The organism is Mycobacterium sp. E740 (assembly GCF_001672895.1).
Lineage (GTDB): Bacteria > Actinomycetota > Actinomycetes > Mycobacteriales > Mycobacteriaceae > Mycobacterium.
In genome coordinates this window covers 1-18989 of record NZ_LZKP01000225.1, presented here as the reverse complement: position 1 = coordinate 18989, position 18989 = coordinate 1, and the positions used below count along the sequence as shown (strand labels likewise).

Below are 18989 nucleotides of genomic sequence, written 5' to 3'. Positions count from 1 at the left end.
ACGCGCCTACCGCATCCAGCACGAACGCGCCATCAACACCGCCCGCTACACCAACGACCCACCACCCTTCTGAAGTCCCGCCGGGATGTCGGCGAGCTGGGTCAGGCGCACGCTGTTGCCCGACGGATCGCGGAATCCGCAGTCGATGCCGTATGGCATCTCGTGTGGCTCCTCGGTGAATTCGACGCCGCGCGAACGCATTTCCTCATAGGACTCCTGGCAGTTCTCGGTCGTGAGGAAGACCGTTCCCGCGAACCCCTTGGCGGTCACGTCCAACACCTGTTTGCGGGTGGGCTCGTCCATCACCGGTGGACCCGGTACGGCCATGAGCACGATCGACACATCGTCCTGTCCGGGAGGCCCGACGGTCAACCATCGGAACAGGCCGTCGACGTCCGGTAACGAAACATCCTGACGCACTTCCATACCGACCTTTTCGGTCCAGAACTTCAGTGCTGCTTGTTGGTCGTGTACCCACAGGTGCGCGCTTGCGATTCTGATCATGGCACGAACGCTACGACCGGCTCCCGCAGTCCGTCTTCTTCCCGTGTGCTGTCTTCACCCTGCTGTCGGCTGGCCGCCGGGTGTCACGCATGAGGATGCAGCTCGGTATCCGCGCGTGGATCGCCGCGGGCGGCAAGCTGGCCCGGTAGGCAGCCGGTGGCAGGCCATACACACGCGCGAAGCTCGTGGTGAACGATCCCACGCTCTGCAGTCCGACCATCACGCAGATATCCGCGACCGAGCGGTCGGTGTAGCGCAGCAGCGCCGCCGCGCGTTCCAGTCGCCGGGATTGCAGATATGCGCGCGGCGATTCGCCGAAAGTCCGGGTGAACGTCCGGCTGAAGTGCGCGCGCGACAACCCCGCCGCCGCAGCGAGGTCGCCGACCGTTATCGCCTCGGCATACCGGGCATCGACCAGATCCTTGGCCCGCAACAGATAGCGGGCCGCAGGCGCCTGCGCCATGGGCACAAGTATGTCCGACTCGCGGAATTGTGACGACACGCAGTACGTTGAACGCGCGGATGAGTTGGCCGGGCGGCCGCGGAACCAGGTTCACCTGGGTTTCGAGGAAAGTCCGGACTTCACAGAGCAGGGTGATTGCTAACGGCAATCCGAGGTGACTCGCGGGAAAGTGCCACAGAAAACAGACCGCCACCGGTGACGGTGGTAAGGGTGAAACGGTGCGGTAAGAGCGCACCAGCATTCCGGGTGACCGGAGTGGCTAGGCAAACCCCACCCGAAGCAAGGCCAAGAAGGCCGCGACCTGGTTGCGGCCGCGCAGACGCCCGAGGGTTGCTCGCCCGAGTCTGCGGGTAGGCCGCTCGAGGCACCCGGCAACGGTGTGTCCAGATGGATGGTCGCCACTTCGCCGCCGCGGCCAACGCAGTGGCGAGGGACAGAATCCGGCTTACAGGCCAACTCATCCGCCCTCGCCCGGCAAGCAGACGGCGGTGATCACCGCGCCTTGCGCACCGCCTTGGCCAGCTTCTTCAACGCACCGTCCAACTGCTCGCGCGAGCGGCGAGCAAGCTCCTCCTCGATCCGGTAGAGCAGGCCATAGGTGAACGTGTCTTCGCCGGCGGCATGCGCGGCATCGGCCTGCTGGCCGAGATGGGTCCGGCTGACCACGCTGTCCTGGTGGTCGCCCAGAAGCGACTGGATGGCTTTGGCCCGATCGGACACCTTTGCTGCCCCCGTCGCCGCAGCGGTGTACCGAAGACGCTTGGCGCCCTTGCGGATTCGATGAAGCGCTTCGTCGCGATCAGCGTCCGCCTCGGCGGCCGACTTCGCCGCTTTGCGCACCCGCTTGTAGGCCGCGCCGATCGTCACCCGGCCGTGCTTGTCCTCGTCGTGTTGCGCCGCCGGTTGTGCGGCGACGAGACCCTCGAGCGCGTCGAGCAACCGGAAGTAGCGCTGTGAGCGCATGGCGATCAGCGACCGGCGCAGCCCGGCCGCATAACGCCGCTGCGCGCCGTCGACCAGGCGCTCGCGCACCGGGCCGCGGACCAGCTCGCGCGGCAAGTCATCGAGCGTGCGCGCGTAACGTTCCGCCAGCACCTCCGCATCCCGCGCCACCCCGAGGATCGCGGCCAGTTGACGCAACTCGTCGAGAACCCAGGCGTCGTCGGAGATGCCGAACGAGTCGCGCGCCGACTGCAGCAGGCTGCGGATCTTGCGCGTCACCACCCGCATCTGGTGCACCGAGTCGAATACGTCGGCACGCACCGCGCGGTCCCACTCGATCAGCTCCTCGACCTGTTCGGCCACCGCCCGGTGCACGGGGTCGGCGGGCCGCGGAACCTCCTCCGGTTCCGATGACTCGGACAACACGCGCGCCAACTTCGAACCGCTGGCCGCCGGAACGGCGCCTGCGTCGATAAGTCGGTTGGACAACCGGTCGAGCAGGTCGCGGTCGGCACCGCCAACCAGTTCGAGTTCCCATTCGCGCCAGGACTGCCGCGGCCCGTCGGGTTCGGTCGCGGCGCTCACCCGGTCGTCGCAGAACTCCGCGACCGCTGTCCCGTCCGGCCCGTACAGCAGATCCACGGTGCGCCGGGTCGAGATACGTGCGACCGGAACCAGCGGGCGGTCGCGCACTATCGCCAGCACGGTGTCCCGCAACGTCTCGGGCACCGCGTCGTCGTCGCCGAGTGGCTCCCTGACTTCGGTGCGGGCGTCGGGACCGGCCGGGAGCTTGAGATGCCATCCGGCATCCGTGCCGCCGGTGCGGCGACGCAGCGTGATGCGGCGCGCGGCGAGGTCGTGATCCGGGGTGTCGAAGTACACGGCTTCCAGGCTGTGTTCTGGTGACCTCTCGACGCGGACCACCGACGACAACCCGTCGAATGACGGCGACACCGTCGTTTCGAGGACGTCGAACTTGCGCTCGACCTCGAGATGCCGCGATGTCTTGTCCTTGGATTTGCCCATGGTGCGAGACAGATTGCCACACGCGGGTGAACACCGGCGAGCGCGACGAGGCTAAGGTCCACCTGTGACCGACTACGAAACGCTGACGTTCGAGCAGACCGGCGCCGTCGCCCGTATCACCCTGAACCGACCCGATGCGGCAAACGGCATGAACGGCACCATGACTCCCGAGTTGGCTGCCGCCGCCAAACAGTGCGACACGGACACGACGAAAGCCGTCGTGCTCACCGGAACCGGCCGGTTCTTCTGCGCCGGTGGCGATTTGAAGTCGTTCGCGTCCGCGCCGGACCGCGGCGCCCACATCAAGGGCGTCGCCGACGATCTGCACCGGGCGATATCGACCTTCGCGCGGATGAACGCGGTCTTGATCACCGTGGTGAACGGCGCCGCGGCAGGTGCGGGGTTCTCGATCGCGGTGACCGGCGATCTGGTGCTGGCCGCGCAGTCTGCGTCGTTCACGATGGCCTACACGAGGGTGGGGCTGAGCCCCGACGGCAGCTCGTCGTACTACCTGCCGCGCCTCATCGGGATCACCAAGACCAAAGAGCTCATGCTGACCAACCGCACCCTCTCGGCGCAGGAGGCGTCGGACTGGGGGCTGGTCACCGAGGTGGTTCCCGACGCCGAGCTGGCCGACCGTGCTACCCAGCTGGCCGACCAGATGGCCGCCACCGCAGCAGGTTCCAACGGCGGTATCAAGCAGCTGCTGCTCGGAACGTTCGCCAACGGGCTCGAAGAACAGATGGAACTCGAGGGCCGGCTGATCGCCGAACGCGCGGGTTCGGCTGACGGCCGGGAAGGTGTGGACGCCTTCCTCGCCAAGCGCAAGCCGGAGTTCGCCTAGAACGAGTGCTCGTCGGCGGGGAACGCCCCGCCGGCCACCTCGTGCGCATACTGTTCGGCGGCGCGGCGAAGCTCGGCGCCGACGTCTCCGAAGCGCTTCACGAACTTGGCGGTCTTGCCGTTGGTCATGCCTGCCATGTCCTGCCAGACCAGCACCTGTGCGTCGCAGTTCGGTCCCGCGCCGATCCCGATGGTCGGGATCGTGAGCTTGCCGGTGATCTGGGTGGCCAGCTCGGCCGGCACCATCTCCATCACGACGCTGAAGGCGCCGGCCTCCTGCACAGCGATGGCGTCGTGAACGGTCTGCTCGGCGGCGTCGCCGCGGCCCTGGACGCGGAAGCCGCCCAACCCGTTGACGCTCTGTGGGGTGAACCCGATGTGAGCCATGACGGGGATCCCGGCGGCGCTCAGCGTCGCGATCTGCTCGACCACGCGCTCGCCGCCCTCGAGCTTGACCGCGTGCGCGCCGGTCTCCTTGAGGAACCGGGTGGCCGTGCGGAGAGCTTGGTGGGGACTTTCCTCATAGCTGCCGAACGGCAGGTCGGCCACGACCAGCGCGTGCGGAGCGCCTCGCACCACGCCACGCACCAGCGGGATCAACTCGTCGACGCTGACCGGCACGGTCGTGTCGTAGCCGTAGACGACGTTGGCGGCCGAGTCGCCGACCAACAGCACCGGGATGCCGGCGTCGTCGAAGACGCGGGCGGTCGAATAGTCGTAGGCGGTGAGCATGGCCCACTTGTGGCCTTCGGCCTTCCACTTCTGCAGATGCAGAGTACGGACTTTCGTCCGGGGCGCGGAGGGTGTGGGCGCAGCGCCGTACACGGTCTGCTCAGACATCGTTGTCCCCCAAGTGGGTGAGTCGGGTCGAATCCTCGTGGCCGAAATCGGTCCCCGGGTTCGTCTGACGCCCACCAGTCTGCCACTTGGCGCGCGAGATGTTCAAAAGCCCTGTTGAGTGGATTTCCTCACACCCGCGCTCGACGGGCATAACATCGGCGACATGCAACGGCTCAGCGGACTCGACGCCAGCTTCCTGTACCTCGAAACCGCGCAGCAGCCGCTGCATGTCTGCTCGATACTCGAGATCGACACCTCGACCATGCCGGGCGGTTACACCTTCGATCGCTTCCGTGACGAGTTCAGCCAGCGGATCAAGGCGATGCCGCAATTCCGCGAGAAACTCGCCGACAACCGGTTCAATCTCGACCATCCAGTGTGGGTGGAAGACAAGGACTTCGACATCGACAGGCACCTGCACCGGATCGGCCTGCCCGCGCCGGGCGGCCGCCGCGAGCTGGCGGATATCTGCGGGCACATCGCATCGCTGCCGCTCGACCGCAGCCGTCCGCTGTGGGAGAAGTGGGTGATCGAGAACGTCGACGGCAGTGATCCGCAGGACGGCGGCCGGCTCGTGGTGATGACGAAGGTGCACCACGCCGGCGTCGACGGCGTCACCGGCGCCAACTTGATGTCGCAGTTGTGCAGCACCGAACCGGACGCGATGCCGCCGGATCCGGTGGACGGCGCCGGGGACGCGAGCGGTCTGGAGATCGCCGTCAGCGGCGCGGTGAAGTTCGCGACCCGGCCGCTGAAGCTCGTCAACGCGCTGCCCACGACGTTGTCGTCGGTGGTCGACACGGTCCGCCGTGCGCGTTCGGGGCTCTCGATGGCCCCGCCGTTCGCCGCGCCGCGGACGTCGTTCAACACCAACGTGACGGGGCACCGCAACATCGCGTTCACCCAGCTCGACCTCGAGGACATCAAGACCGTGAAGAACCACTTCGGGGTCAAGGTCAACGACGTGGTGATGGCGCTGGTGGCCGGTGTGCTGCGTAAGTTCCTGGCCGATCGCGGCGCGCTGCCGGAGAACTCGCTGGTGGCCATGGTGCCGGTCTCGGTGCACGACAAGTCCGATCGGCCCGGCCGCAACCAGGTTTCGGGCATGTTCTCGCGACTGGAGACGCACATCGAGGACCCGGCGGCCCGGCTCAAGTCCATCGCCGAGGCGAATTCCGTTGCCAAGCAACATAGTTCGGCCATCGGTGCGACACTGCTGCAGGACTGGACCCAGTTCGCAGCGCCCGCGGTGTTCGGCGTGGCGATGCGCGTCTACGCCGCAAGCCGGTTGAGCGGCGCGCGGCCGGTACACAACCTCGTCGTGTCCAACGTCCCGGGCCCGCAGATGCCGCTCTACTACCTGGGCGGCGAGGTCAAGGCGATGTACCCGCTCGGCCCGATCTTCCACGGCTCGGGGCTGAACATCACGGTCATGTCGCTGACTGGGTCGCTCAACGTCGGCATCGTGTCGTGCCCGGAGCTGGTCCCCGACCTATGGGACATGGCCGACGATTTCTCCGCCGCGCTCGAGGAGTTGCTGGCCGCCACGCGCTAACGCTCCGACAATCGGGCTCAGCCAGGGCCGATGTGGGGTCATGGCAGCATGTGGAGCCATGAACGCCAAGATCGGGGTCCTTGCGACCACAATGCTGCTCGCGGCCACCGGTTGCAGCCATCTGGTCGCCGGGCGCGCGGTCGTCGCGGTGCCCCCGCCCGGCTCCCCGATCCAGTGGAGCGCCTGCCACACCGCACGCGCCGACGAGTCCCGGGTTCCCGCGGGTGCCGAGTGCGGAATGCTGTCGGTTCCGGTGGACTACGACAAGCCCGACGGCGACGTCGCCCGCATCGCGATGATCCGGTTCAAGGCGACAGGCGAGAAGATCGGCTCGCTGATCATCAACCCGGGCGGCCCGGGGGAGTCGGGCGTGGAAGCCGCCGCCGGCGTCGTCGGTGCATTGCCCGAGTCCGTGCGCCAACATTTCGACCTCGTCGGCTTCGACCCCCGCGGCGTCGCGAACTCCAGCCCGGCGCTGTGGTGCAACTCCGACGCCGACAACGACCGCTTGCGCGCAGAGCCGCAGGTCGACTACTCGCCCGAGGGCATCGCCCAGATCGAGAAGGAGACCAAGGAGTTCGTCCAGCGCTGCGAGGACAAGATGGGCAAGGAGTTCCTCGCAAAAATCGGAACAGTCGACGTCGCAAAGGATCTCGACGCGATGCGCCAAGCGCTCGGCGACGAGAAGCTGACCTACCTGGGCTACTCCTACGGCACCCGCATCGGCGCCACCTACGCGGAGAACTATCCGGACAAGGTGCGGGCGATGATCCTCGACGGCGCAGTCGATCCCAACGCCGACCCGACCGAGGCGAACGTCCGGCAGGCCGCCGCCTTCCAGACGGCTTTCAACGACTACGCCGCCGACTGCGCGAAGAATCCGTCTTGCCCATTGGGCACAGATCCGGCGAAGGCCAACGACGTCTACCACAGCCTGGTGGATCCGCTGGTGGACGAACCGCTCAAGACGCGGGATCCGCGTGGGCTGAGCTACTCCGACGCCATCGTCGGCACGATCCTGCCGCTGTACTCGCCGAACCTGTGGCGCCATCTCACCCAGGCGCTCAGCGAGATGAAGCGCGGCACCGGCGACACCATGCTCGCGCTGGCCGACCTCTACATGGGCCGTGACGAGAAGGGCCACTACAACAACTCCACCGACGCCCGGGTGGCCATCAACTGTGTCGACAAGCCGGCGGTGACTGACCGCGCCAAGGTGGCCGACGAAGACCGACGCGTTCGCGAGGCGGCCCCGTTCATGAGTTACGGCGAGTTCACCGGTCACGCCCCGCTGGGCACGTGCGCGTTCTGGCCCGTGCCGCCCACCAGCGAGCCGCATGAGATTAAGGTCAACGGGCTGCCACCGACGCTCGTGATTTCGACGACGAACGATCCGGCGACGCCGTACCAGGCCGGCGTCGAACTGGCCAAACAGCTGGGCGGGACGCTGGTGACGTTCGAAGGAACGCAGCACACGGTGGTCTTCCAGGGCAACCGGTGCATCGACGACATCGCGGCGCGCTATCTCGTCGACCTCGCGCTGCCGCCCCTGAACGCCAGGTGTTCGTCGGCCTGATCACAGCCGGGTCACCGTTGTATCGAGACCCGAGACCGGTGACCGGTCGGCATGCAACCATGTCAGCCATGTGGCGGGTGGGGCGGATCGTCTCCGCGTTCGCGGTGATGGCCGTCATCGCCTCTCCGGTCGGCTCGGCGAGTCCGGAAGGCCAATCCACCCAGGCGTATGGGCAGCCGCCGCAGTGGGGCGGATGCGAACGCTTCGTCGGCGACGCCGACACGGCCGCCGCGATCCCGACCGCCCAGTGCGGCACCGTCTCGGTGCCGGTCGACTACGCGAAACCCGCAGGGGCGCAAGCGAAGCTGGCTGTCATCCGGCTGCCGGCCAGTGGTGACCGGATCGGCGTGCTGCTGGTCAATCCCGGTGGACCGGGCGCATCGGCCGTCGACACCGTTGCGAGCATGGGCGCCGCGCTGAAGGATTCGCCGATCGGCCGCCGCTTCGATCTCGTCGGCATCGACCCGCGTGGCGTCGGCCACTCGACGCCCGAATTGCGTTGCCGCACTGACGCGGAATTCGACGCGTTCCGCCGCGAACCGCTGGCCGACTACAGCCCCGCGGGCGTCGCGCACATCGAGCAGCTGTACCAGCAGTTCGTGCGCGATTGCACCGACAGGATGGGCGACGAGTTCCTGGCCAACGTCGGCACCGCGACCTCGGTGCGCGACATGGACGTCGTGCGCGCCGCTCTCGGCGAGAACCAGATCAGCTATCTCGGGTTCTCCTACGGCACCGAGCTCGGCGCGGCCTACGCCGAGCAGCATCCCGACCGGGTACGAGCGATGGTGCTCGACGGCGCGATCGACCCGCAACTCGACCCGATCGAAGCCCGGGTCCGCCAGATGGCTGGCTTCCAGAAGGCTTTCGACGCCTATGCGGCCGACTGCGCCAAATCGGCTGGCTGTCCGCTGGGCACCGATCCGGCCCGGTCCGTCGAGCGCTACCAGGCCTTGGTGAACCCGTTGGTGCAGCGCCCTGGCCACACCTCCGACCCGCGCGGGCTGAGCTACCAGGACGCGATCACCGGCACGGTGAATGCGCTTTACACCCAGCGCTATTGGAAGTTCTTGACCAGCGGGCTGCTGGGCCTGCAGCGCGGCACGGACGCGGGTGATCTGCTGTTGCTCGCCGACGAGTACCAGGGTCGCGACGCGTCCGGGCATTACACGAACCAGCAGGACGCGTTCACCGCGATCGGCTGTGTCGATTCGCCGTACCCCTCCGACGCCGCCGCATGGGTGGAGGTGGACCGCCGGATGCGTGAGGTCGCGCCGTTCACCTCATACGGCAGCTTCATCGGCTTCGCCCCGCGTGACGTGTGCGCGATGTGGCCGGTACCGGCCACGTCGAAGCCGCACCCCGCCTCGTCGCCGGGCCCTGGCAAGGTCGTCGTCGTCTCGACCACCCGGGATCCGGCCACGCCCTACCAGGCGGGGGTCGACCTGGCCCGCCAGATGGACGCGCGCCTGATCACCTTCGACGGCACGCAGCACACCGTCGTGTTCAACGGCGACGAATGCGTGGACAGCGCTGTCGTCAAGTTCCTCGTCGACTCCGTGCAGCCGCCGGTGGGCCTGCGGTGCTGACAAGCAGATCCGACAACGCAGCCGCCGTGTAACACAGAATTAACAGCCGGTGCCTACGCTGCGACCATGGACCGGCAGAAGGAATTTGTCCTGCGCACGCTGGAGGAACGCGATATCCGCTTCGTCCGGCTGTGGTTCACCGACGTGCTCGGATACCTGAAGTCGGTCGCGATCGCGCCGGCCGAACTCGAGGGGGCGTTCGAGGAGGGTATCGGCTTCGACGGTTCGGCGATCGAGGGCTTCGCCCGCGTCTCGGAAGCCGACATGGTCGCGCGTCCGGACCCGTCGACATTCCAGGTGCTGCCGTGGGCCGACGGGTCGGGCCGGCACCATTCGGCGCGGATGTTCTGTGACATCACGATGCCCGACGGATCGCCGTCGTGGGCCGACTCGCGCCACGTGCTGCGCAGGCAACTCGCCAAGGCCAGCGATCTCGGCTTCTCCTGCTACGTACATCCCGAGATCGAGTTCTTCCTGCTGAAGCCCGGCGAGGACGACGGCTCGGTGCCCATCCCCGCCGACACCGGCGGCTACTTCGACCAGGCCGTGCACGATTCGGCACCCAACTTCCGCCGCCACGCCATCGACGCGCTCGAGCAGATGGGTATCTCGGTGGAGTTCAGCCACCACGAGGGCGCCCCCGGCCAGCAGGAGATCGACCTGCGCTACGCCGACGCACTGTCGATGGCCGACAACGTGATGACGTTCCGCTACGTGGTCAAGGAAGTCGCGCTCGGCGACGGGGTGCGGGCGTCGTTCATGCCGAAACCGTTCGCAGAGCATCCCGGTTCGGCCATGCACACGCACATGAGCTTGTTCGAGGGCGACACCAACGCCTTCCACAGCCCCGACGATCCGCTGCAGCTCTCCGAGGTCGCCAAGTCGTTCATCGCGGGAATCCTCGAGCACGCCAAGGAAATCAGCGCCGTCACCAACCAGTGGGTGAACTCCTACAAGCGCTTGGTGCATGGCGGCGAGGCGCCGACCGCGGCCTCCTGGGGTGCGGCGAATCGCTCAGCGCTGGTGCGGGTTCCGATGTACACCCCGCGCAAAGCGTCGTCGCGGCGCGTGGAGGTGCGCAGCCCCGACTCCGCGTGCAATCCCTACCTGACATTCGCGGTGCTGCTGGCCGCCGGGCTGCGGGGCATCGAGAAGAACTACGTGCTGGCGCCCGAGGCCGAGGACAATGTGTGGACGCTCACCCCAGAGGAGCGCAGCGCGATGGGCTACAAGGAGCTGCCCACCAGCCTCGGCGTCGCGCTCACCGAGATGGAGAACTCCGAGCTGGTCGCGGAAGCGTTGGGCGAGCACGTCTTCGACTACTTCCTGCGCAACAAGCGCGCCGAATGGGAGAACTACCGCAGCCACGTCACGCCGTTCGAGCTGAAGGCCTATCTGTCGCTGTAACAGGCTGCGCTATTTTGAATCGTGGCCAAACCTGCGACGCAGCGCCCGAAGCTGCCAAGCGTAGGTCGGCTGGGGCTCGTCGAACCGTCTGCGCCCGCGGACCTCGATCGGCTGGGCTGGAACTCCGACACCCATGTCGAGCTGCTGTGGTCACTGTCGCGCGCGCCCGACGCCGACAACGCGCTGCACACGATGGTCCGACTGGCCGAAGCGCTGGGTTCCGGATGGGCTGAGCTGAGCCGGGCACTGCTCACCGACCGTGGCCTGCGCGGCCGGCTGTTCGGCGTGCTGGGTTCCTCGCTCGCGCTCGGCGACCACCTCGTCGCGCACCCGGAGAACTGGCGGCTGCTCGCCGGTGACGTCGTGCTGCCGCCCGCCGAGGAGCTGCGCGAGATGTTCGTCGCGCGCGCCGACGAGGCTTCCGACACCGCGGCGGCCCTGCAGCCGATGCGCAGGCTCTACCGCGACCGCCTGCTGGTGCTGGCCGCCCTGGACCTGGCGCCCACCGTGGAGAACGAACCGGTCCTGTCCTTCCCGACTGTCGGGGCGCACTTGTCCGACCTCGCCGATGCGGCGCTGTCCGCCGCGCTGCATCTCGCGCTGAAGACGGCCGGTGGTGACTCGCCGCCGCGGCTGGCCGTGATCGCGATGGGCAAATGCGGTGCGCGCGAACTGAACTACGTCAGCGACGTCGACGTAATCTTCGTCGCCGAGACCGCCGACGCGTTGGCGACCCGCGTGGCGGGCGAACTGATGCGGTTCGCCGCCGACGCCTTCTTCGAAGTGGACGCGGCGTTGCGGCCCGAGGGTAAACACGGTCAGCTGGTGCGCACCCTGGAGTCGCACGTCGCCTACTACCAGCGCTGGGCCAAGACCTGGGAGTTCCAGGCATTGCTGAAGGCGCGACCGGCCGCCGGTGACCCGGAGCTCGGCCGGGCCTACATCGAGGCGTTGATGCCGATGGTGTGGACCGCCTGCGAGCGCGAGGATTTCGTTCCCGAAGTGCAGGCGATGCGCAGGCGGGTCGAGGAACTGGTGCCCGCCGGCCAGCGCTCACGCGAGATCAAACTGGGCACCGGCGGCCTGCGCGACGTCGAATTCGCCGTGCAGCTACTGCAATTGGTGCACGGCCGTAACGACGAGGCGCTGCATGTCTCGTCGACGGTCGGTGCGCTGGCCGCGCTCGGCGAGCGGGGATACGTCGGGCGCGACGACACTGCCAACCTCACCGCCTCCTACGAGTTCCTGCGACTGCTCGAGCACCGGCTGCAGCTGCAGCGGCTGGTGCGCACGCACCTGCTGCCCGACGAGGACGACGACGAGTCGCTGCGTTGGCTGGCCCGGGCCGCCCACATCCGGCCCGACGGCACCCGCGACGCGCTCGGCGTGTTGCGCGAAGAGCTCAAGCGCCAGAGCCTGCGCGTGTCGCGATTGCACGAGAAGCTGTTCTACCAACCGCTGCTGGAGTCGGTCGGCCAACCGGCGCTGAGCATTTCGGACGGCATGACCCAGAACGCCGCAGAACGCCAGCTCGCGGCGCTGGGATACGAAGGCCCGCAGAGCGCGTTGACGCACCTGGCCGCGCTGACCGGCACCAGCGCCCGTCGCGGTCGCGTGCAGCAGATCCTGTTGCCGACCCTGCTCAGATGGCTCTCCGACACACCGGACCCCGACGCGGGTCTGCTGTCCTACCGCCGCATCAGCGATGCGCTCGCCGAGCAGCGGTGGTTCCTGGCGACGCTGCGCGACGAAGGGGCCGTCGCCAAGCGGCTCATGCAGGTGCTCGGCACGTCGGCGTACGTGCCGGAGTTGCTCATGCGAGCGCCGGAGGTCATCCAGTCCTACGCTGACGGCCCGGACGGGCCCAAGCTGCTCGACGTCGAACCCGAGGCGGTGGCCCGGGCGTTGATCGCTTCGGCCGCAAGGTATTCCGACCCGCAGCGCGCGATCGCGGCCGCCCGCACACTGCGCAGGCGCGAACTCGCGCGGATCGCCTCGGCCGACCTGCTCGGGATGCTCGAAGTCACCGAGGTGTGTCGGGCGCTGACATCGGTGTGGGTCGCCGTGCTGCAGGCCGCGCTGGAGGCGGTCATCCGCGCGAACACCCCGGACCGGGGACCGCTGGCGCGCATCGCGGTCATCGGAATGGGGCGGCTGGGCGGCGGCGAACTGGGCTACGGCTCCGACGCCGACGTGATGTTCGTGTGCGAACCCGAAGCAGGAGTGGACGAGTCGGCCGCGGTCAAATGGTCGGTGACCATCGCCGAACAGGTACGTTCGCTGCTCGGCACCCCCAGCGTGGATCCGCCGCTGGAGATCGACGCCAACCTTCGGCCCGAGGGCCGCAACGGTCCGCTGGTGCGCACACTCGCCTCGTATCAGGCGTACTACGCGAAATACGCCCAAACGTGGGAAGTGCAGGCGCTGCTGCGGGCGCACCGGGTGGCCGGCGATCCCGACCTGGGGGAGCGGTTCCTGTTGATGATCGACAAGGTCCGCTACCCACCCGGCGGGGTGTCGGCCCAGGCCGTGCAGGAGATCAGGCGGATCAAGGCCCGGGTGGACGCCGAACGACTGCCGCGTGGCGCAGACCCGAACACCCACACCAAGCTGGGGCGCGGGGGCCTGGCCGACATCGAATGGACCGTGCAACTGCTGCAGCTCAGGCATGCGCACGAAGTGCCCGCGCTGCACAACACGTCGACGCTGCAGACGCTCAACGCGATCGGCGCCGCCGAGCTGATCGCGGAGGGAGATGTGGAGCTGCTGCGGCAGGCGTGGCTGACGGCGACCCGGGCGCGCAACGCACTCGTCCTGGTGCGGGGGAAGCCGACCGACCAACTGCCCGGAGGCGGCCGCCAATTGAATGCCGTTGCGGTGGCGGCGGGTTGGGACACCGATGACGGCGGAGAGTTCCTCGACAACTACCTGCGGGTAACGAGGCGGGCAAAAGCAGTGGTGCGCAAGGTGTTCGGAGGATAGCCACAGTGGATAGGCGCAGCGGATGAGCATGGACTTCGGTTTCGACGTGATCACCGAGGACGAGTACCAGCGGCAGCGAGCGCTGTACGGGCCGCTGACCGAAGCGGTGCGCAGGCTGATCTATGCCAGCTTGCACACCGAGATCGACGAATCCGCGGTCGCCGATGCGCAGGCGAAGATCGAAGCCGTCACCGAGATCCTCGAGAGCAGTCAGCGCTCGGTCACCTCGACGCTGCGCCACGAGAGCACCGGACGTCCGCTGGCATGGGCGAATCCCGCTGTGGGACTGCGCAACGCGATCGCGCCCCCGATGGTCATCCAGCACGGTGAGGATGGCCGTTGCTGGAGCGAGTTCACGCTCAGTGGCGCGTACGAGGGACCGCCGGGGTGGGTGCACGGCGGCATTTGCGCACTGGTGCTCGACCACCTGTTGGGTGAGGCGGCGAGCGAAGGGCTCACCCAGCCCAAGTTCACCGGCACCATCTCGCTTCGCTACTTACGCGGTACCCCGCTGGGACGGTTACGGGCGGAGGCGTTCGTCGAGCGCTCCGAGGGCGTCAAGACGTTCGCCCGCGGATATCTGCTCGACGCGGACGGGCCGACCGTGGAGGCAGAAGGGGTGTTCATCCGGCCGGCGTGGGCCAGGGACGCCGGATGAAGTTCTACGTCAGCCTGGCCTTTCTGGACAGCAGCGAAGTCGTCGAAATCGCCCGGGCCGCAGATGAACTCGGCTACGACGGCCTCGGAATCCCGGACCACGTCGTCAACCTCGAGACGCTGAAGACCCGGTATCCCTACACCAAGGACGGCCGACGGCGGTGGGAGGCGTTCACCGATTGGCCGGACCCGTGGGTGCTGATCGGCGGGCTGGCGATGGTCACGTCCCGGGTGCGGTTCGTCACCACGGTGTACCTGCCGGCGATGCGCGATCCGTACTCGGCGGCGAAGGCGATCGGGACGGCGGCCGTACTCGCCGGCGGCCGGCTCGAACTCGGCATCGGCGTCGGCTGGTGTGAAGAGGAGTTCACGCTGATGGGCCAGGCGTTCGCCCGGCGTGGTAAACGCACCGACGAGATGCTCGCGTTGATGAAGGAGCTCTGGAAGCCGGGGTGGACGGAGTTCGACGGCGAGTTCTATTCGACGCCGCGCTTGGAGATGGAGCCGACGCCCCCGCCGATTCCGGTCTATGTCGGCGGGCTGTCGGACATCGCGCTGCGGCGCGCCGCGCGCCACGACGGCTGGATCGGCGACCTCATCACCACCGACCGAGCGCTCGAACGCGTCGGCATGCTGCGTGAGTTACGCGCCGAAAACGGCTTGGCCATGGACGAATTCGAGGTGCTGACCCCGCTGACCGACGCCTTCACGCCGGAGCACTTCGACCGCGCGGAGGAGGGCGGCATCACCGGCATCGTCACCATGCCGTGGATGTTCTATGCCGGGCCGCAGGCTTCGACGGCCGAGAAGATCGACGGGATGAAGCGGTTCCGCAAGGACCTCCGGCTCGATCAGTAGCGCGGTCGGCGGAAGCGGCTGAGCAGTCCGCCGCGCCGCACAGGTCGATCGTCTCCATAACCGTCGTCCTGACGGAGGCGGCTGAGCAGTCCGCCGCGCCGCACCGGTCGATCACCCGCGTAGGCGGCAGGAGCCGCGGTGCCGCTCACCACACGGCCCGGTGCGGTTCGGCCCATACCGACGCGGCGCCGCGCGTCGACCGACCAGATTCCGGCGCCCAGACCGGCCAGTGCCAGGAACGCGAAGCAGTACATGATTACCACTTCGCCGCCGTTGCCGCCGCTGGGATACGGCCAGAAGCTCCGCGCCGCGCCTTCCAGCGGCGGCCAGTGCATCCAGAAGTAGGCCACCGCCATTTCCCCGGAGGCGACGAAAGCCGCTATGCGGGTGAACAATCCGATGGTGATGAGCAGACCGGCCACCAGTTCGATGAGGCCGGCCCACCACAGCGGCCACGTGCCGACTGGGATGGCTTCGCCGAGGGGCCAACCGAAGATCTTCATGGTGCCGTGCAGGGTGAACAGCAGCCCGAAGATGATGCGGAACACGCTCAGAAATGGTGACGAGTAACCGGCCAGGCGGGCATCGAAGGTCGTCATGGGCTGACCCTACGCCAGTCGACGCACTTCGGGCCGGACGAAGATCAACTCCGCCCGGCCCGAGGCATCGACTTGTCGGTCACACGTCGAAGTAGAGCGCCACCTCATAGGGATGGGGACGGATCTGCACCGGCAGGATCTCGTTCTCACGCTTGTAGGAGATCCAGGTCTCGATCAGATCTTCGGTGAACACGCCGCCTTCGGTGAGGTAGTCGTGATCCTCTTCGAGCTTGTCGATGACCGCCGACAGCGAGGTCGGCGCCTGCGGGATGTTGGCCGCCTCCTCCGGAGGCAGCTCGTAGAGGTCCTTGTCGACGGGTGTCTGCGGCTCGATCTTGCGCTTGATGCCGTCGATACCGGCCATCAGCATCGCCGCGAACGCTAGGTACGGGTTGCCCGAGCTGTCCGGGCAGCGGAACTCCAGGCGCTTGGCCTTCGGGTTGTTGCCGGTGATCGGGATACGCACACACGCCGAACGGTTGCGCTGGCTGTAGACCAGGTTGATCGGCGCCTCGTAACCCGGCACCAGGCGCTTGTAGGAGTTCACCGTCGGGTTCGTGAACGCCAGCAGCGACGGCGCGTGGTGCAGGATGCCGCCGATGTAGTGGCGGGCGATGTCGGACAGGCCCGCGTAACCGGACTCGTCGTGGAACAGCGGCTGGCCGTCCTTCCACAGCGACTGGTGCACGTGCATGCCGGAGCCGTTGTCACCGAACAGCGGCTTGGGCATGAACGTGACGGTCTTGCCGGCCTGCCACGCGGTGTTCTTGATGATGTACTTGAACAGCAGCACATCGTCGGCCGCGTGCAGCATCGTGTTGAACCGGTAGTTGATCTCGGCCTGGCCCGCGGTGCCCACCTCGTGGTGGCCACGCTCGAGGGTGAAGCCGGCGTTCTGCAGGTTGGTCGACATCTGGTCGCGCAGGTCCACGTAGTGGTCGTACGGCGCGACGGGGAAGTAGCCGCCCTTGGGCCGCACCTTGTAACCGCGGTTGGCGCTGCCGTCGGCCTCGACCGGCTCGCCGGTGTTCCACCAGCCGGACTCGGAATCGACCTCGTAGAAGGTGCCGTTGATGCGGGAGTCGAAGCTCACCGAGTCGAAGATGTAGAACTCCGCCTCGGCGCCGAAGTAGGCGGTGTCGGCGATGCCGGTGCTGGCCAGGTAGTTCTCCGCTTTGCGGGCGACGTTGCGGGGGTCGCGCGAGTACGCCTCGCGGGTGAACGGATCGTGCACGAAGAAGTTGAGGTTCAGCGTCTTGGCGGCGCGGAACGGATCGATGCGTGCGGTCTCGGGATCCGGCAGCAGCATCATGTCGGACTCGTGGATCGACTGGAACCCGCGAACCGACGAGCCGTCGAAGGCCAGGCCGTCCTCGAAGACCTCCTGCGTGAAGGCGGTAGCCGGAACCGAGAAATGCTGCACGACGCCGGGCAGATCGCAGAACCGGATGTCGACGTACTCGACATCCTCGTCCTTGATCAGCTTGAGAATGTCGTCGGCCGTCTTTTCTGCCACTGAAGTTCTCTCCTTTATTTGGTAACCCGCGCGTTGACGCTAAGGACACGATGTTGCACGGTCGTCAACCGTATGTTGCGCCGAAGTTACGCAATCTCACGTCAGCGGCCGGAAGGACCTCGCGGAGCCCCGCATATCCTGAGTCTATGGCCCGAGCTATGGGGTCTTGGCTGTCGGGTCCGGATCCGACCAGCGAGACCGGACCCAACGACTATCCCGGACAGCGCCTCGGTCTTCCGGAGACCGGCCCGGGATCGATCGCGCGGTTCGGCCGGCGTATCGCGGCGCTGATGATCGACTGGTTCATCGCCTACGGGCTGGTCGGGCTGGCAGTGGGCGTGGGTCTCGTCAGCCGGGACGCTTTCCTCTACAGCCAGCTGGGCTCGACGTCGATCGCGCTGGTGTGGCTGGTGCTGGGCATCGTCTCGGTTCGGCTGTTCGGCTTCACACCCGGGCAGTACGCGCTCGGCCTGCGGGTGGCCTCGATCGACCACCGCATGCACGTCGGGATCGGCCGTGCCGCGGTGCGTGGGCTGCTGGTCTTCTTCGTCATCCCCGCGCTGTTCACCGACCGCGACTTCCGCGGCTATCAGGACCGGTTCTCCAACACCGCGGTGGTGCGGCGGTAGTTCTCGGCGCCGGCACCGACGTTTTGGCGTAAAATCGGGCCGGACTCCGACCATTTCGTCTGTTTCGGCGGAAGGGAAGCCGCGAGTCAGCGGCGGCGCACGGTACGCTGCACGCCGCGCATCTTGGCCTGCGCCGGCAGCGGGCCTTTCGGCATCGCCGCGGGGCCGACCTTGGTGCCCAGCGCAGCGAGCCTGGACTCCAGCGAATCCAGCTGCTTGACCGTGATATTGGCGGGCAGCTTGTTGAGGTGGCGCTCCAGCTTGGCGAGTGGCACTTCGCCCTCGCCGTTGCCGATGATGACGTCGTAGATCGGGGTGTCGCCGACCAGGCGGGCGGTCCGCTTCTTCTCCTGGGCAAGCAGCGGCCGCACCCGCGTCGGCGACCCCTCGCCGACGAAGATGACGCCCGGCCTGCCGATCACCCGGTGCACGGCGTCGAAGTGGCCGGTGGCCGCGACGCCCGGCGTCACCCGCCACTTGCCTCGCAGATTGTCCAGCGTCCACGCCGCCGCGCCGGTCTGGCCCTCGGCCTTCTGATAAACCGACTTCTGCGCGCGCCTGCCGAAGATGATGAACGCCACCAGCGCACCGAGCACGACGCCCAGCGGAATCATCATGTAGGTGGTGAAGCCACCCGCGAAAAGCCCGAGCGCGACGGAGCCGGCGACGATCAACACGAACGCCGCGATCATGTACGGCAGCAGCCGCTTGTCCTCTTTGCGCTGGATCTGGAACGCCTGCCACAGCTGGCCGCGACGCTGTTTGGACGCCGCTTTACGGGCCGCCTTGGCCTCGGCCTTCGCGGGCGTGCTGGCCGGCCCGCTGGTGCGGTCGTCGTACCGCGCGGGACGGTTGTACGCCCAGGCCAAATCCGCGTCCGTATCCTGAAGCAATGGCGAAATCCCGCAACCCCGAGGCCGTCAAGGCCGCGAAGGCCGAGGCCAAGGCGGCCCGTAAAGCGGCGTCCAAACAGCGTCGCGGCCAGCTGTGGCAGGCGTTCCAG

General features: G+C 67.5%; 16 protein-coding genes, 1 other RNA gene and 1 pseudogene. 11 read left to right on the top strand and 7 right to left on the bottom strand.

Annotation, left to right across the window (positions count from 1 at the left end; all coding sequences use genetic code 11):
- Positions 1-45: 45 nt before the first annotated feature.
- Together A5663_RS22145 and A5663_RS22140 are read right to left on the bottom strand one after the other, a co-directional pair.
- Complete coding sequence (locus A5663_RS22145) at positions 46-504, bottom strand: VOC family protein (protein ID WP_068153872.1); 459 nt, start codon at positions 502-504, stop codon at positions 46-48.
- A gap of 10 nt (positions 505-514) precedes the next feature.
- On the bottom strand, positions 515-967 hold the full coding sequence (locus tag A5663_RS22140; protein ID WP_068153871.1) for a helix-turn-helix domain-containing protein: 453 nt from the start codon (positions 965-967) through the stop codon (positions 515-517).
- Between the two features lie 60 nt (positions 968-1027).
- Here A5663_RS22140 and rnpB point away from each other — a divergent pair.
- An RNA gene (gene rnpB / locus A5663_RS22135) (RNase P RNA component class A) lies at positions 1028-1431 on the top strand.
- A 28-nt stretch (positions 1432-1459) separates the two neighbouring features.
- Here the strand turns inward: rnpB and A5663_RS22130 are convergent.
- Positions 1460-2935, bottom strand: a complete 1476-nt coding sequence (locus A5663_RS22130) for a CYTH and CHAD domain-containing protein (RefSeq protein ID WP_068153870.1) — start codon at positions 2933-2935, stop codon at positions 1460-1462.
- A gap of 64 nt (positions 2936-2999) precedes the next feature.
- Here A5663_RS22130 and A5663_RS22125 point away from each other — a divergent pair, with 64 nt between their 5' ends.
- Positions 3000-3779 (top strand): enoyl-CoA hydratase/isomerase family protein, encoded by a 780-nt coding sequence (locus A5663_RS22125; protein WP_068153869.1) that lies wholly within the window; start codon positions 3000-3002, stop codon positions 3777-3779.
- On the opposite strand, the gene panB is transcribed toward A5663_RS22125, so the two are convergent.
- The gene (gene panB, locus A5663_RS22120; protein ID WP_068153868.1) at positions 3776-4618 is read right to left on the bottom strand and encodes a 3-methyl-2-oxobutanoate hydroxymethyltransferase; all 843 of its coding nucleotides are present in this window, start codon (positions 4616-4618) and stop codon (positions 3776-3778) included. The two genes, A5663_RS22125 and panB, sit on opposite strands and share 4 nt — an antisense overlap.
- A gap of 163 nt (positions 4619-4781) precedes the next feature.
- Here panB and A5663_RS22115 point away from each other — a divergent pair, with 163 nt between their 5' ends.
- From A5663_RS22115 to A5663_RS22085, 7 genes are all read left to right on the top strand, one after another.
- Positions 4782-6173 (top strand): wax ester/triacylglycerol synthase family O-acyltransferase, encoded by a 1392-nt coding sequence (locus tag A5663_RS22115; protein WP_068153875.1) that lies wholly within the window; start codon positions 4782-4784, stop codon positions 6171-6173.
- A 58-nt stretch (positions 6174-6231) separates the two neighbouring features.
- Complete coding sequence (locus A5663_RS22110; RefSeq protein ID WP_197503543.1) at positions 6232-7749, top strand: alpha/beta hydrolase; 1518 nt, start codon at positions 6232-6234, stop codon at positions 7747-7749.
- Positions 7750-7808: 59 nt separating this feature from the next.
- Positions 7809-9338, top strand: a complete 1530-nt coding sequence (locus tag A5663_RS22105; protein ID WP_068153874.1) for an alpha/beta hydrolase — start codon at positions 7809-7811, stop codon at positions 9336-9338.
- Positions 9339-9404: 66 nt separating this feature from the next.
- The gene (locus A5663_RS22100) at positions 9405-10745 is read left to right on the top strand and encodes a glutamine synthetase family protein (protein ID WP_068153866.1); all 1341 of its coding nucleotides are present in this window, start codon (positions 9405-9407) and stop codon (positions 10743-10745) included.
- An 18-nt stretch (positions 10746-10763) separates the two neighbouring features.
- On the top strand, positions 10764-13727 hold the full coding sequence (locus A5663_RS22095; RefSeq protein WP_197503545.1) for a bifunctional [glutamine synthetase] adenylyltransferase/[glutamine synthetase]-adenylyl-L-tyrosine phosphorylase: 2964 nt from the start codon (positions 10764-10766) through the stop codon (positions 13725-13727).
- A 22-nt stretch (positions 13728-13749) separates the two neighbouring features.
- Positions 13750-14385, top strand: a complete 636-nt coding sequence (locus A5663_RS22090; protein ID WP_068153864.1) for a PaaI family thioesterase — start codon at positions 13750-13752, stop codon at positions 14383-14385.
- Positions 14382-15242, top strand: coding sequence for a TIGR03619 family F420-dependent LLM class oxidoreductase (locus tag A5663_RS22085; RefSeq protein WP_068153873.1), 861 nt, complete (start codon positions 14382-14384; stop codon positions 15240-15242). Before A5663_RS22090 ends, A5663_RS22085 begins: the two co-directional genes overlap by 4 nt.
- Here the strand turns inward: A5663_RS22085 and A5663_RS22080 are convergent.
- Positions 15236-15841 carry a DoxX family protein gene (locus A5663_RS22080; RefSeq protein WP_068153863.1) on the bottom strand — a complete coding sequence of 202 codons (606 nt, stop codon included), beginning with the start codon at positions 15839-15841 and terminating at the stop codon, positions 15236-15238. The genes A5663_RS22085 and A5663_RS22080 overlap by 7 nt on opposite strands.
- A 79-nt stretch (positions 15842-15920) precedes the next feature.
- Positions 15921-17357, bottom strand: a complete 1437-nt coding sequence (gene glnA / locus A5663_RS22075) for a type I glutamate--ammonia ligase (protein ID WP_068153862.1) — start codon at positions 17355-17357, stop codon at positions 15921-15923.
- Positions 17358-17503: 146 nt separating this feature from the next.
- On the opposite strand from glnA, the gene A5663_RS22070 reads away from it, so the two are divergent.
- Positions 17504-17986 (top strand): RDD family protein, encoded by a 483-nt coding sequence (locus A5663_RS22070; protein WP_068153861.1) that lies wholly within the window; start codon positions 17504-17506, stop codon positions 17984-17986.
- Between the two features lie 86 nt (positions 17987-18072).
- Here A5663_RS22070 and A5663_RS22065 read toward each other — a convergent pair whose 3' ends face one another.
- Positions 18073-18855, bottom strand: a complete 783-nt coding sequence (locus A5663_RS22065) for a DUF4191 domain-containing protein (protein ID WP_068153860.1) — start codon at positions 18853-18855, stop codon at positions 18073-18075.
- Between the two features lie 23 nt (positions 18856-18878).
- Between A5663_RS22065 and A5663_RS23200 the strand changes: the two are divergent.
- Positions 18879-18989: pseudogene (locus A5663_RS23200) on the top strand (DUF4191 domain-containing protein); the annotation flags it as partial.

Bases quoted from the DNA above. Each gene is read 5' to 3' on its own strand.
- A5663_RS22145 (WP_068153872.1), bottom strand. From the start codon at position 504: ATGATCAGAATCGCAAGCGCGCACCTGTGGGTACACGACCAACAAGCA.
- A5663_RS22100 (WP_068153866.1), top strand. From the start codon at position 9,405: ATGGACCGGCAGAAGGAATTTGTCCTGCGCACGCTGGAGGAACGCGAT.
- A5663_RS22070 (WP_068153861.1), top strand. From the start codon at position 17,504: ATGGCCCGAGCTATGGGGTCTTGGCTGTCGGGTCCGGATCCGACCAGC.
- A5663_RS22085 (WP_068153873.1), top strand. From the start codon at position 14,382: ATGAAGTTCTACGTCAGCCTGGCCTTTCTGGACAGCAGCGAAGTCGTC.
- A5663_RS22080 (WP_068153863.1), bottom strand. From the start codon at position 15,841: ATGACGACCTTCGATGCCCGCCTGGCCGGTTACTCGTCACCATTTCTG.
- A5663_RS22115 (WP_068153875.1), top strand. From the start codon at position 4,782: ATGCAACGGCTCAGCGGACTCGACGCCAGCTTCCTGTACCTCGAAACC.
- panB (WP_068153868.1), bottom strand. From the start codon at position 4,618: ATGTCTGAGCAGACCGTGTACGGCGCTGCGCCCACACCCTCCGCGCCC.
- A5663_RS22090 (WP_068153864.1), top strand. From the start codon at position 13,750: ATGAGCATGGACTTCGGTTTCGACGTGATCACCGAGGACGAGTACCAG.
- A5663_RS22110 (WP_197503543.1), top strand. From the start codon at position 6,232: ATGAACGCCAAGATCGGGGTCCTTGCGACCACAATGCTGCTCGCGGCC.
- A5663_RS22105 (WP_068153874.1), top strand. From the start codon at position 7,809: ATGTCAGCCATGTGGCGGGTGGGGCGGATCGTCTCCGCGTTCGCGGTG.
- A5663_RS22130 (WP_068153870.1), bottom strand. From the start codon at position 2,935: ATGGGCAAATCCAAGGACAAGACATCGCGGCATCTCGAGGTCGAGCGC.
- A5663_RS22140 (WP_068153871.1), bottom strand. From the start codon at position 967: ATGGCGCAGGCGCCTGCGGCCCGCTATCTGTTGCGGGCCAAGGATCTG.